The 13,220-nt window shown below is 49.7% G+C and carries 11 protein-coding genes; 5 read left to right on the top strand and 6 right to left on the bottom strand.

Features of this window, described 5'->3' with window-relative positions:
* Positions 1-16 precede the first annotated feature (16 nt).
* From HHL17_RS16570 to HHL17_RS16580, 3 genes are all read right to left on the bottom strand, one after another.
* Positions 17-1,396, bottom strand: coding sequence for a TolC family protein (locus HHL17_RS16570; protein WP_169225790.1), 1,380 nt, complete (start codon positions 1,394-1,396; stop codon positions 17-19).
* Positions 1,397-1,432: 36 nt separating this feature from the next.
* On the bottom strand, positions 1,433-2,605 hold the full coding sequence (locus HHL17_RS16575; protein ID WP_169225791.1) for a chromate transporter: 1,173 nt from the start codon (positions 2,603-2,605) through the stop codon (positions 1,433-1,435).
* Between the two features lie 109 nt (positions 2,606-2,714).
* On the bottom strand, positions 2,715-3,557 hold the full coding sequence (locus HHL17_RS16580) for a chromate resistance protein ChrB domain-containing protein (RefSeq protein ID WP_169225792.1): 843 nt from the start codon (positions 3,555-3,557) through the stop codon (positions 2,715-2,717).
* A 359-nt stretch (positions 3,558-3,916) separates the two neighbouring features.
* On the opposite strand from HHL17_RS16580, the gene HHL17_RS16585 reads away from it, so the two are divergent.
* The 5 genes from HHL17_RS16585 (at position 3,917) to HHL17_RS16605 (ending at position 8,510) form a co-directional block, all read left to right on the top strand.
* On the top strand, positions 3,917-4,639 hold the full coding sequence (locus tag HHL17_RS16585; protein WP_169225793.1) for an SDR family oxidoreductase: 723 nt from the start codon (positions 3,917-3,919) through the stop codon (positions 4,637-4,639).
* A gap of 21 nt (positions 4,640-4,660) precedes the next feature.
* Positions 4,661-5,572 carry a helix-turn-helix domain-containing protein gene (locus HHL17_RS16590; protein ID WP_169225794.1) on the top strand — a complete coding sequence of 304 codons (912 nt, stop codon included), beginning with the start codon at positions 4,661-4,663 and terminating at the stop codon, positions 5,570-5,572.
* A 90-nt stretch (positions 5,573-5,662) separates the two neighbouring features.
* Positions 5,663-6,694, top strand: a complete 1,032-nt coding sequence (locus HHL17_RS16595) for a S41 family peptidase (protein ID WP_169225795.1) — start codon at positions 5,663-5,665, stop codon at positions 6,692-6,694.
* 21 nt (positions 6,695-6,715) lie between these two features.
* A complete protein-coding gene (locus HHL17_RS16600) occupies positions 6,716-7,822 on the top strand; it encodes a sensor histidine kinase (protein WP_169225796.1) in 1,107 nt (368 codons plus the stop codon).
* Positions 7,812-8,510, top strand: a complete 699-nt coding sequence (locus HHL17_RS16605) for a LytR/AlgR family response regulator transcription factor (protein ID WP_169225797.1) — start codon at positions 7,812-7,814, stop codon at positions 8,508-8,510. The genes HHL17_RS16600 and HHL17_RS16605 overlap by 11 nt, the downstream gene beginning before the upstream one ends.
* On the opposite strand, the gene HHL17_RS16610 is transcribed toward HHL17_RS16605, so the two are convergent.
* From HHL17_RS16610 to HHL17_RS16620, 3 genes are all read right to left on the bottom strand, one after another.
* Complete coding sequence (locus HHL17_RS16610; protein ID WP_169225798.1) at positions 8,511-9,005, bottom strand: hypothetical protein; 495 nt, start codon at positions 9,003-9,005, stop codon at positions 8,511-8,513.
* A 102-nt stretch (positions 9,006-9,107) separates the two neighbouring features.
* Positions 9,108-10,703 carry an argininosuccinate lyase gene (gene argH / locus HHL17_RS16615; protein ID WP_169225799.1) on the bottom strand — a complete coding sequence of 532 codons (1,596 nt, stop codon included), beginning with the start codon at positions 10,701-10,703 and terminating at the stop codon, positions 9,108-9,110.
* 59 nt (positions 10,704-10,762) lie between these two features.
* Positions 10,763-13,201: an outer membrane beta-barrel family protein gene (locus HHL17_RS16620; RefSeq protein WP_169225800.1), complete on the bottom strand. Its 2,439-nt coding sequence runs from the start codon at positions 13,199-13,201 to the stop codon at positions 10,763-10,765.
* Between the last annotated feature and the right edge of the window lie 19 nt (positions 13,202-13,220).

Genomic DNA, 13,220 nt, shown 5'->3' on the forward strand with positions numbered 1-13,220 from the left:
ATGCTTGCTTATATCGTTATTTCAGATTGTCTGTAAAAGTTGTCAGCTGGCCGTTGGCCACGGCAATATCCAACAGCGACCGCCATGCCTGCAGGAATGCCCCTGCTTCTCCTGTCTCCGCCTTCAGCAGGTCGTACTGCCCTTGTATTAACCGGGTGAAGTCAATCAGGCCGCTGGCGTAACTGAGTTTTAAACCTTCGAAGGCAAAACGGGCTGCCTGTGATTGCACCATTGCCTGCTTTGTGATCTGCATGTTCTGATCGTAATTGAACCGGGCTGTTTCCTTCTGCTTTTGCAGGTTCAATGCTACCTGGTCCAGCTGTGCTTCATCCGCTTTGATCAGGGCATTGTATTGTTTCTTTTTCAGGTGGACTTCAGAGAATTGCAGGATGGGGAAGCTGATCTGAACGCCGGCGCCGTAGTTCTTCCGGGAAAGCGACCAGCCGTCTGCTTTATCGATGCTGCCATCTGCTTTAACGCCTGAGCCTCTTGCGTAGGCGTTGGCCCACAAGTCCAGTTTAGGCCGCCAGATACGTTCCACTTCTTTCAAAGAGGATTTCGTTACTTCCTTTCTCATCTGATAGTACTGATACACCGGGTTGTCCGTCGGACCGGCAGTAGTATCGGCCATCAGCGGCAGTTGATTAAGCAGGGAGGTATCGGCCAGCAGTATGTTTGTTGGTGGATCAGGCAGCCCCGTTAGCCTGGTGAGTTCGGCGACCTGGGTATAGTACTGACGCTGAACAATCAGCAGGTCTGTCGTGGCCTGCGCCAGGGCTGACTGGAACTGGGTGGTGTCTATGCCGGGGCGCAGCCCTTCCCGTGTAAACACCAGCGATTGTTGCAGCCCGGCGTTGGTCCTGTCAATATTGGCCTGGTAGGTCTGCATGAGCTTTTGCAAATACACGGCATCCAGGTAGGTGGACACCGCCGCATACTGCTGACGGAACAGCGCGTCGTTGTAGGTGCTGTTGGCCAGCTTATATTGGGCGCTTGCCTTTTCGATGGCAGCACTGCGCTGACCGAAGGTGAGCGGGTTCCATTTCACCATCGCTCCGGCGGCGGTACCTGGTACCGGGTCATAGCTATTGCCGGCAGAAGGCGGGCCGCTGATGGGAAGTGTCAACCCGGGATAACTCATGCCGGTGATATTGTTGTAGGTCGCATATCCTGCCTGATAGCCGATGTTGACTTCCGGTAACAGCGTGTTCTTTGCCAGGTTGATGCCATACTGACTACTCTTTGCCTGCTCCGCATACGCCTTCATTTGTGGCTGTGAGGATTGTACAAGGGCAAGCATATCCCTGATATGCAACGTTTTCTGTTGAGCGTAAAGGCTAAGGGAGAGGAGCACGGTGCTGCCAAGGGTGAGTGTCTTTCTATAGGAAGCATTCATTCATCAAATGTATTTATATAACGATCTATATTCATGTTAAGAAATCGTTTTTACCAGCAATCCGGCTCCTGCCGCTACGGCGATGATAACAGGTTCAGGTACTTTTTTGAACCGCCACAGGATGAAAGCCGTTAACACAGCGATACCGATAGTATAGATATCCACGAGAGAGCGTTTGGCAAGCACAATGACGGCACCGGAAATAGCCCCGATAGCAGCAGCGGTAACACCATCTACAAAAGCTTTTATTCCGGGGTGTTTGCCATACTTTCTGAAATAAGGGGCTGGTAATACGGTGAAAAGATAGCAGGGGAAAAAAGTCCCGAAGGCTGCTACACTGGCGCCGGCAAAGCCGGCAGTAAGGTATCCGATAAACCCTACCGTGATAACTACCGGGCCGGGCGTAATCATGGCCACAGCCACCGCGTCTACAAATTGTTGTTCATTCAGCCAGCCGTATTCTTTTACTACCCCGCCATAGAGAAACGGTACAATAGCGAGACCGCTCCCAAATACAAAGGCGCCTGCTTTAGTAAAATACAAAAGTATTTGCCAAAGTGTTTTCCCGGAAGCGCCGTTGGTGATATTCAGTAAGGCAGGAGGGGCCAATAATTTGGTGATCGCCGCGCTTTTACGAGGAAATGATAATTTGGTGGGTGGCGCTTTTAGGAGCCAGTAGAGTACCCCGGCACCGAGGAACAACCAGATGTTTTCGTTCTCCTGCCACACCGTATAGGCGGCGGTAACGATATAAATTCCTATCAGGACTTTGTTGTTGCCAACAGATTTACGGGTCAATTTCCAGGCACTCATGCCAATGATGCCAATAACGGCAGCACCTACACCGTAAAAAACGGCCTGCATCCAGGGAATGCCCTGCCAGCGGACGTAGATAAAACCAAGGCCCAGCACCATGAGAAAAGACGGCAGTACAAACGCCAACCCCGCAAGCGTGGCGCCTAACAGGCGGTAATGAACATACCCCATGTATATCCCGAGTTGTGCGGCCAATGGCCCGGGGGCCAGCTGCGCCAGCGTCAGTCCCTCCTTGTAATCTTCTTCACTGATCCATTGTTTATCTTCAACAAGGTCACGGTGCATGTATCCTGCCAGGGCCACAGGACCACCGAAACCCCAGGTACCCAGTTTCAGGAAATAAAGAACGAGGTCGCGCAGACTATACGGTATGGTTGGTTTATTATTATCCATTCTTTGGAGATGTTTGTGTCCAGGTATGTTGCTCAGATTGATTTACACCTGCAAGTTCAGACTATGGCTATCCAAAAAATAGAATGAATAATAAGGTTTAGTCTGTTTTTTACTTTTTTACCAGCGCTTTTTTGTAGATAGATGGGCTTTTACCAGTGAATTTCTTAAAGATCCGGGTGAAATGACTTTGATCTGAAAACCCGGTGAGATAGGCGATCTCAGTCAGGGAGTGGTCCGTAGTGCTCAACAGTTGAACTGCTTTATCTATCCGGAGCTTACGGATATAATCACCAAATGACAGATCATCAAAATACTTTGAAAACTCCCGCGACAAGTATGCCGGATGTACCTGAAGCGTTTCTGACAGGCCTTTCAGGCTCAGGTTCAGGTTGGTGTCTATCTGGTCCTGGATGATCTCTTTTAGCTCTTTTGCCCAGCCGGGTATCTTCCTGCTGTCTTTCTCCTGTTGAAGGAATTTTTTAAAGATGTCGATCAACTGATTTTCAAATGGCTGCTGGGTATGTTTGACATGCTGGAGATACTTAGCCCAGCTGTAAAGGGCATCATACAGCATCATCCCTTTTTCCAGTAGCGCCTGATCGTCAGGTTCATTATAGGCCAGCCCGGCAGAAATCGCCCACAGCCCGGAGGCCTGGGCGGCAAGGTCATGCCGGTCGGTGTCGGCTCCCCGGACAATAGGGGCCATCATCAGCACAGCAGGATCATCAATGCCATGCTTTTTTATGATATAGTCAAAAGTACACTGGTCTTCATAATGGGTGTATTCAACACCGGCAATATCAAAAGGGATGGCTCCTTCGGCCTCCGCCCTCGACATCACCTGGTCAAAGGGGACATAGATAAACTCCGCGGCCGCGTCCACAAATCTCTTTATCAGCCACGGACAGGCGATACGGTCAATCTTAGGGCGCTCACGGGTAATCCATTTCATAATAGCTGCTGATTTATATTGGCCCGTAATTTAATGCGGTTTCGACAAATCCTGTTTTTCTGTAACAGATAAAAAAGTATCGATTTCAGACAGTGTGCTACGGGCCTGGAATAAGGCTTACCTAAGGGATGGCTAAAGGATACTAAAACGAGAGTAAAACAATACCCCTGCAGTGAATTGTTAACCAGTTAGTTAGATATATATAAGAATTGATAATATAGCCCCATACTGATGGTATTTAAACCTCCCCGGTATTTGGCTACAAACAAACAGGATTAGGCTACACCCACCCCCACGGCCCTCCGGATATTTGCAACGGATATCGTTCCACCGGATTTTTAATTTTACATTTGAATAGTATGAAGACCGTTTTGATTACCGGCGCCAACAAAGGCATCGGACTGGAAACAGCCAGGCAGCTGGCGCAACAGGGAAGTTTTGTATTTATCGGCAGCAGGGACCTGGCCAATGGACAAAAGGCCGTTGACGAGCTGAAAGCCGCCGGCATATCCAACGTGACTGCCATTCAGCTAGACGTGACGGATACGGATTCTATAAACAAGGCAAAGGAGGTGATCAGCCAGCAGGCTGGTTCATTGGATGTGCTGATCAACAACGCCGGTATTGCAGGGGAGCAGCCGCAGCAGCTGGCTGATGGCAGCATGGAAAACCTGCGCGAGCTGTTTGAGACGAATTTCTTCGGCATGGTGCAAACTACACAGATCATGTTACCCTTGTTAAAGCTGTCATCTACACCGTCGATCATCAATGTGTCGAGCGAGGTAGGGTCTTTAACGATGAACACGGCCCCCGACAGGCGTCCCAACTGGACCCTCTATTCTGGGTATGGCGCCACCAAAACCGCGGTGAATGCTTTTACGGTGATGCTGGCCAATGAACTGAGGGAGCAGCATTTTACGGTCAACAGTGTTACGCCCGGTTATACCGCTACTGACCTGAATGGCTTTCAAGGCTTTAAAACAGTAGCAGAAGGGGCGAAGCCCATCGTGGAACTGGCGATGTCTACAGACAGAACAGTGACCGGCAAATTCTTTAAAGATGGCGGAGAGATATCCTGGTAACCACCGCTAAAATTTTGGTTCATGACTCACAACAATATTCAGCGAATAAAGTCTATCAGCGATTTTCATCGTACCCGCGGCTTACCGGCCCCGGAACACCCGTTGATAAGCCTGATCAATTACAACTCCATCAAACACACTACGGAAATCAATAACATCAGCTGGGTGTATGACTTCTACTTTATTGCGCTGAAAAGAGGAATGGACGGCAAGTTAAAATACGGCCAGCTACAGTATGATTTTGATGAGGGAACGATGTTCTTCATTGCGCCAGGCCAGGTATTCAGGATAGAAATAAAACAGGATACGCCGGGAAAATCCGGCTGGATGCTGCTGGTCCATCCTGATTTTTTCCGGAACCTGCCGCTGGCACAACACATCAAAAAATATAAGTACTTCGGTTATTCCGTTCGGGAAGCACTGTTTCTTTCTGAAAAGGAAGAAGCCGTGCTGAACGGCATTGTACAGAATATTCAACGGGAGTACCAGGCCAATATCGATAAATTCAGTCAACAGATTATTGTCTCCCAGGTAGAGGTACTGCTCAGTTACGCGGAACGGTTCTATCAGCGGCAGTTCCTTACGCGGGAGGTGGCCAACCACCAGGTGCTGGAAAGACTGGAAACCTTGCTGGATGAATATTTTGAACATACGCACAAAGAAGGCTTGCCGACTGTCAACTACCTGGCCGCGCAGCTAAATCTCTCTGCTGATTATCTCAGCACGTTGTTGAAAGTCACCACCGGATTAAATACACAACAGCATATCCATGAAAAACTGATCGAAAAAGCAAAAGAGAAACTGATCGGGACAACATTGACGGTCAGCGAAATTGCCTATGAGCTGGGCTTTGAGCACTCCCAGTCTTTCAGTAAACTTTTTAAAGCAAAGACCAACCTTTCTCCACTGGCATTCAGACAGTCTTTGGGATAATCCTTTTTGGTACCGCGAATCCCTCATTTGGTGTAAATAAATTGCCGGAAGGCGAGGCGCTGAATAGTTTAGCGTCTAAAAAAACACCGAATGAGAAAATTGTTTTTTTGTGTACTGTTGTCCTTATGCGCTACTACACTATCCGCGCAGAAAACCTTGTTTGATACCGTTTTTACTTTGGTAAAAGAGCGATCTGTTTATAAGCAACGTGTTAACTGGGATTCCTTAACCCCTGCCATTTACCGCCAACTGGATGTCACGAAAGCTGACAGCGCGGAGGCTGTCCTGTCGACTTTCGGTACGCTGATGCAGGCCCTGAAGGACATGCACAGCAGCATGTCATACAAAGGAAAAGTAAATGGTAACCCCGATGCCTGGGCGTTTGTCAACAGTAAAATCACCCCGGAAATGCGGGAGGCTGTCAAAAAAGGATATGACCGTTTACGTATAGCCATGCTACCCGGTAACTACGGCTACATCTCCATACCTGCCGCGGGTATAGAAGCCACGGAAGATATGCAGGTGGCGGTCGAAAAAATGACGGCTATTGCCCAGCGTATATCCGATTCATTGTGTACGCTCCAAAGCAAACCTCTCAATGGCCTTATCATAGACCTGCGGCTGAATACCGGAGGAAGCACGCCAGCGCTCATCGGCGGAATGGCTGCTGTATTGCAGGATGGCCTTTGTTTCGCTTTTTCAACAAGCGGAAATGCCCGGGAAGAAATGCGGCTAAAAGATGGAAACCTGTTTTATGATACTCTTCAGATGACAAAATTGAAAAATCTGTCCAGGCCGAAGAAAGCCGTGAAGGTGGCCGTGCTGATCAGCGGTTATACCACCAGTGCCGGTGAACACGCCGCCATTGCCCTCAAAGGCAGCAGCCATACCCGCTTCTTTGGAAGCCCCACCAGGGGACAGATTACAGGCAATGAAACTATTTTCTTAAGAAAAGATGTTACTTTAAGCCTGTCAACTGCCTGGGCTGAAGACAAGACCGGAAGGAAATACATGGTGGACGTGGTACCCGACGTACTCGTTCCTGCCGGGGCTGATTTTGAGCACCTGGACAACGATAAAAGCGTGCAGGCTGCTATCAGGTGGTTCATGACAGGTAAATAATATTCTGGAGAAAAACGAGATATGCCAGCGATTGCCGTTGCAGACCTTTTAAAAAAGATCATCAGCCAGCCGAGAATTTCGTATTGGAAAGTTATCGGCTGGCTGGCCGTGCTGCAAATAGTGATTAATGCCAAAACGTATTATGTCAACAGTCATCTGAAAGACCCGGTGCTAAGAGCCGGGTTTCTTAGCTGGATATCCAGCTGGACTTACCTGTTGCAGCAGTTGCTTTCCTGTGTGCTGGTGTCATTGCTCTGTTTTACGGTATTCAACCTGTTTTATCATTTGTCCGCCCGCAAAGCCCGGCTACCCGTATTTTTGGCTGCCGGAGGGTTGTTGTTTGCGCTGTACCTGGTGATAGACCAGGGTATCAATTATTTTTTTTATCCGGAGACATTCAGTGTTTTTATCAGCAACCCGCTTGCGCTTACTTCGGATATATTGTTGGGGGTAACGATTATCACCGTGCTAACGGTTATCGTTGTCAAAGTGGCCATCTCCAACGATGTCTCCAAAAGAAACAAACAACTGGAACTGGATAAACGGGAAGCGGAATACGAGCTGTTAAAGGCGCAGGTGAACCCGCACTTTTTGTTTAACTCCCTGAATTATTTGTATGCACGGTCGCTTCCGTATTCAAAAGAACTCTCGGAAGGTATTATGACACTGTCGGAAATTATGCGGTATGCCTTTGATACCCACGGTAAGGAAGGGGATGGGAGGGTATTGCTGAAAAATGAGGTGGAGTATATCGGGAAGTTTTTAAAGATGAATGAACTCCGCTTTGGCGTTGGGTTTTATGCCAGCTTTGAGCAAAGGGGCGCGATAAGCGGGTGGCGGATCATTCCTTTTGTGTTGATCACAATGGTGGAGAATGCCGTCAAACATGCGGATGCTACCAATGCGCTTCATCCTATCCGCATCCATTTGGAAGTGACGGAAGATACGCTGGTATTCAGCTGTAAAAACCAGAAAAAGCCCCGTAACATGGCGGTACCTTCTACCAAAGTGGGTATTCCCAATATGAAGGAACGGCTCCGGATGGCTTATGGCGACAACCACGAGCTGTTGATAGAAGATACTGCGGACACTTATTTTATTAAACTAACGCTGCGTAATGGCCATTAAAGTAGTTGTAATTGACGATGAACCTGCTGCGATAGACGTCATGAAATATTATATCAACATGACGCCGTCGCTCGATTTGCTGGCCGCCTTTTCGGATAGCGGCGAGGCGGTACGCTATTGCATGCAGCAGCAGGAGATCGACCTGATTTTTTGTGATATAGAGATGCCCCTGCTGAACGGACTGGAGATTGCCGGGCATCAGAAAGGAAAAACCGCCATTGTTTTTGTTACGGCGTATACCCACTACGCGGTAGAAGCTTTTAACCTGAATGTGGTAGATTATCTGGTGAAACCCGTCAGGTATGAACGTTTCCTACAGGCGGTCAATAAGTATAAGGAGCAAAACGCGGTATCGGAAGAAGATCATTTTTTTGTGAAGACCGGTGTGAAAGGTTGCCTCGAGAAAATCAACATAGCCGATATTATCCAGGTAGAAGGCGCAAAAAACTATGTTACGATCTGGCATGGCAATATGAAAACGATGACGCTCCTGAACCTGAAAGACCTGGAAGCGCGCCTGCCAGGCCGGGATTTCTGCCGGGTGCAGAAATCAAGCATTGTGGCGATAAAGCATATTGTAGGCCTGAAAGGAGGCGTCATAGCATTGTCCAACGGTCAACTGGTGCCTATCGGCCCCACCTATAAGGAAGAAGTGGTGCAGCTGATCAACAGCCGGCTGATTAATTAGCTATTGTTCCTCTTTCACCCGGATGAGTGAGGCCTTGTCATTATAAAAATCTGTTTTGAAGACTTTCTTTCCGACGTATTTCTTTTGATAAAAGTAATGATCATGAAGTTGGGAGCCGCCTTGAACGCCCATGCCTATAGCCTCGTCTTTCTTTAATTTATTTTTGATGGCGTTGAAAATCTTAGTGGTATTTTTATTCGTTTTTTTAGCCAGGATCCTCAACGAAATCCGCTCCATGCTGTCTTCCGTTTCTCTTCCGCCTTCCCCGTGAATAACAAACGGGGCGGTTTCATCATCGTATATCTGACTCCTGGTTAAATTATCCAGGTGATCAGATAAAATAAAAAAGTCCAGGTTCTTCCCCCTGTTGTCTTCGATCGCCGATGGATTTTTTATAGAAAAAATGCCATCATTATCTCTTTCCTCGATAAAAAGTTCGCCATTATTCTTTTCCAGTATGTCTGCTATATAGGTGGAAAACGTTTTCAGGGACATGACTACACGGATGTAAGGCATATGATGTTTTTGTTGAAAAATGTTTGCAAATGCTACAGAACGAATTTCAGGAAATTCTATAGCATTTGCAAAAGTGAATTGTTAGTATTTCCCAACCAACATTTGCAGCTGTTCCACCGCGGCCGCCAGGTAAGCCTGTTGCGTTTTCAGCCACTGCGTTTGGGCCGTAAGGTTTTTCTGGCCGCTAACGATCATTTGTTCTACAGCCACGGGTGCGGGCATGCCTGTACCGGTTTTACGCTGAACGCTTCTCTGTGGATCGAGGGCGTCTGCTAACCTGGCTACGGGGATCATCAGCTTACGACCCAGTTTTTTCTCTATGGCAGCATTGATCATGGCCGGTGTGATCTGGCTGGCCGTTAAATGTTCATCCAGTGCTTTGGTAATGACGGCCGCCACGATTTCATGCGCATCACGAAAATCCAGGTGGCCATATTGAACGAGGAGGTCGGCCAGATCGGTCATCGTGGAGTAGTTTTCCCTGGCATATTTCAGCATGGTTTCTTTGCGTACCTGTAGCGTCCTGACAACGCCGGTCATGGTATGCGTGGCGGCCAGCACGGCATCCAGGCTTTTAGGTTCTATCATCAGCCGTACGCCGCTGTGTTGGTATTCGATGCCGTTGAGCGAGGTGAGAATGCCCGCCAACTGGCCGGCAGTGAGGGCTGCAGCTTTCCTCGTTCTTTCAAGGGCATCGGGATTCTTTTTCTGCGGCATCATACTGCTGATGCCCGCAAAGGAATTGTCCAGTTCCGCGACGTTGTATTCATCGGTGCTCCACAGCTGTATTTCAGACGCCAGTCTGCTCAGGTTGCTCATATAGATACTGTTGTCTGCCGCCATTTCTGTAATATGGTCCCAACCGGCTGCCCCTTCGATGGTATTGTTCACGAGGCCTTTGAAGCCCAGGAGGTCGCCCAGCCGTTGCCGGTTGATCGGCCAGGAGGTGCCACCGCTGGCGCCGGAACCAAGCGGGCATTGGTCGATGCGCGCGTACAGCTCCTGGTAGCGGTCCAGGCATTTAGCCAGACTTTCGTCGATGCCGGTCAGGTAGTGGGCTAGGGTAATGGGCTGCGCTTCTTTGCGGTGCGTGTAAACGACCATCACGGTTTCTTTATGCTCCGCTGCTTTGGCGACAACGGCAGAACGCAGGTCTGCCACCGCTTCCATGATACGGAGCAGCTGGTCACGGAGATACATGCGGTGGGTGGTGTTGTCCATGTCGTTGCGGCTCCTGCCGGTATGCATCTTTCCGCCCACGCTGCCAATGGCTTTAATAACGGCCGCTTCATAGGGGAGGTATACCCGCAAAGCCGGATTGGCAGCCGCCTGCTGGTCGGCCGTTGCCAGTCCGCCTAAAATAGTCTTCGCCTCCTGTGCCGTGATGATCTTTTGTTCTGCCAGCATGATGACATATGCTTTGTGCAACAGCTGCTGGTAAGGAAATATTTCGTCATTGAGATTTTTAGTGCTGACTTCATAGTCATACAGCTCCTGGAACGCAGCCGCTTTGGCGCCGGCAGTGCGGCCCATGCGGCTCGCATCCTGCAACCGGCTGTTGCCGGCGGTGTCCATACTGTGCTTGTTTGCAGTGATCATCTGCGCTTTTACTTCGCAGGAAAGGGCCATACAGGTGGTCAGCGCCACCAGCCCCGCATAGTTTCCGATAGTAGTCATGGTTTTCAGCATAAGAAAACAAAGATAATATAAATGCAACTATGTTGCATTTTAAAGTATTACCCTTTTGATTGTTCTCTTACATCGTCATTACTGATCTTCTTCCTGCCGCGCTGCTCAAACATTGACCCAAACTCCCAATTGAGCGTAACCTTCAAAGCCTGGTTATAATACCTGTTCAATATGCCTGTACGGAAAGATGCCGCATGGATGTACTCTTTCTGCCGGATGGTTTGATTAAACGGATTGATAGCAGCCAGTGTAACGGTCATCCGTGTGGCTTTGAGCTCTTTTTTAGCGGAGAAGCTGTAGTAGAACCGTGGCGTTTTATGTCCCTGTAAAGTAACGATGCGGGTATCATATTCGCCGAAGGCCTGGAGGCTCACAGCGCCTGGTAATTTGTAAAGGGCATTGAGATTAAAATCCGCCGCCCATCCGGTATTGACCACCATCAGCGCATCGCTTTCAAAATTGAGATGATTGATGTTGACGTTGCTGTTGAAGCTCCAGTTGGCCGTGGGACTTACAGCACCGCTCAGGTTAAGGCCGTATTGCACATTCCCCGCCAGGTTCTCTTTCCGGGTGGTGGCGATACCGGCGGCATTAGTGGTGGTGAGGTCAATGATCGTGTTGTTTGTTTTTTTGAGAAATGCCGCAGCATTGATAAATGTACCAGCGGGGGAAGTCCAGCCGTAGGACAGTTCTCCCTGGTGCATCGTTTCCGGCCGCAGTGTTGGATTACCAACGGTGATATTACGCGGATCACTGGCGTTGGCATTGGGGTTCAGATCCCAGATGTACGGACGGGTGAGGCGTTGCGTATAACTCAGGGTGATGGTTTGCGCTTCATCCAGTTTTTTGCTGATGTTGGCCGTGGGCACCAGGTTCAGGAAATTATTGCTGAAGGCGGAACCGGGCGCATTGAAGTGTCCTTTGATATGGGTGCTTTCCAGGCGGGAACCTGCTTCCGCGTTCCAGCCACGGGGCAGTTTCATTTTCATCAACAGATAACCTGCCAGCACATCCTGCGAATAGATAAAATTGTCGGACCGGTCGGCCTGTAACACCATGTCAGCTGGCGGCGGCCCATCGGCAGACCATACCTGGTAACGTTTGTCAGCATGACGGAAAATGGATTTCAGCCCGCCCTGCAGCGTGTATCTGCCATCGGCAGTCAGCGGATGGGTGTAGTCTGCCTGGAAGGTCCATTCCCGGTTAAGGGTGCGGTTGACGTTGTCTTCCCGGTAACGGGTTTTATCGTCGCCGGTCCATTGATGGCTGTTATAAGAAGTGTTTTCTTTTGACGGAGAGAACTGCGCCAGCAGGGTGATTTCCTGGCCGTCCCTTTTCAGTCTGCGCGTATAGCCGAGCGCGATATCTGTGCCGGCGAATTTCTCTTTTGATCCCACCCGTTGCTGGTATTGATCGGTGATGGTACCATCAGGCAGGGAGATGACAGTGTGCTGCTGGCTGGCATCGGGCCAGTTGCCCAGCCAGCCATTTACGGTCAGGGAAATTTCGCTGAGCGAATCCGGCAGGAATCCGAGGGACAGTTCACCGGAGCTGTGCGGCATAATATTGTTTTTGCGTGTTTCCTGGCGGATGACCATCGTAGGCTGACCGTTGTTGAGCACGGTCCTTTCCATTTCAGCGGATGATTTATCCTGGGCCCTGTGCAGGTGCCCGTGCAGGCTCATGTTCCACCTGTTCCTTGATAGGGAGATACGCGGATTAAACGCCTGTTCCCAATTGCTGGCCATCACTTCCAGGTTGCCGCTGAAGCTTTTGCTGCCTTTTTTGGTGATGATGTTGATCACACCTGCGGCGCCTTCTGCATCGTAACGGGCGGAAGGGGAGGTGATGATTTCTACCGAACGGATGATATTGGCCGGCATCATGTTGAGCGCATCGGCGGGACTGCGGGCCATCTGCCCGGAGTATTTCCCATCGACCAGTATTTTGAGGGTGCCGCTGCCCCGCATGGTCACTTTGCCCTGCGGATCTACGTTCAGCGCCGGTGCTTTGCGCAGCACGTCGGCGGCGGTGCCTCCTCGGTTGCTGATATCACTTTCAGCATTGTATACCAACATGCCGGGTTTCTGTTCCACCAGTTGCCACTGTGATATCACCTGTATACCGCTCAACTGCACCGTGGTGGCTGCCAGGAAGAGAGTGTCCAGCTGGATGAGCATTTTCTCTTTATCGATCAACAGCGGTTGGCTGGCGGGGCGGTATCCCACGGAAGACAAGATCAGCTTAAACCGTCCTGCTTTTTGCAGTGACATTTTAAATGTGCCGTTCTCGCCGCTGTAGGCAGAAGCGGCCGGTGTTTGCTGTTCGTCGGTGATGCCAATGGTGGCATAGGGTATCGGCTGCCGGGATACGGAATCGGCCACGATGCCGCGAACCGTATAGGCGCCGGGGTTAGTCTGGGCAAAAACGCCCTGGGTGAACGGGATAACGACCCACAGGAGGTATCCCAATGGTTTCCTAAACATGCTACAGTAACAAAAATTG

This window comes from Chitinophaga fulva (assembly GCF_012927205.1).
Classification (GTDB): domain Bacteria; phylum Bacteroidota; class Bacteroidia; order Chitinophagales; family Chitinophagaceae; genus Chitinophaga; species Chitinophaga fulva.

Excerpts from the sequence above, each read along its gene's own strand:
- HHL17_RS16570 (WP_169225790.1), bottom strand. The coding sequence starts at position 1,396 with ATGAATGCTTCCTATAGAAAGACACTCACCCTTGGCAGCACCGTGCTC.
- HHL17_RS16575 (WP_169225791.1), bottom strand. The coding sequence starts at position 2,605 with ATGGATAATAATAAACCAACCATACCGTATAGTCTGCGCGACCTCGTT.
- HHL17_RS16580 (WP_169225792.1), bottom strand. The coding sequence starts at position 3,557 with ATGAAATGGATTACCCGTGAGCGCCCTAAGATTGACCGTATCGCCTGT.
- HHL17_RS16585 (WP_169225793.1), top strand. The coding sequence starts at position 3,917 with ATGAAGACCGTTTTGATTACCGGCGCCAACAAAGGCATCGGACTGGAA.
- HHL17_RS16590 (WP_169225794.1), top strand. The coding sequence starts at position 4,661 with ATGACTCACAACAATATTCAGCGAATAAAGTCTATCAGCGATTTTCAT.
- HHL17_RS16595 (WP_169225795.1), top strand. The coding sequence starts at position 5,663 with ATGAGAAAATTGTTTTTTTGTGTACTGTTGTCCTTATGCGCTACTACA.
- HHL17_RS16600 (WP_169225796.1), top strand. The coding sequence starts at position 6,716 with ATGCCAGCGATTGCCGTTGCAGACCTTTTAAAAAAGATCATCAGCCAG.
- HHL17_RS16605 (WP_169225797.1), top strand. The coding sequence starts at position 7,812 with ATGGCCATTAAAGTAGTTGTAATTGACGATGAACCTGCTGCGATAGAC.
- HHL17_RS16610 (WP_169225798.1), bottom strand. The coding sequence starts at position 9,005 with ATGTCCCTGAAAACGTTTTCCACCTATATAGCAGACATACTGGAAAAG.
- argH (WP_169225799.1), bottom strand. The coding sequence starts at position 10,703 with ATGACTACTATCGGAAACTATGCGGGGCTGGTGGCGCTGACCACCTGT.
- HHL17_RS16620 (WP_169225800.1), bottom strand. The coding sequence starts at position 13,201 with ATGTTTAGGAAACCATTGGGATACCTCCTGTGGGTCGTTATCCCGTTC.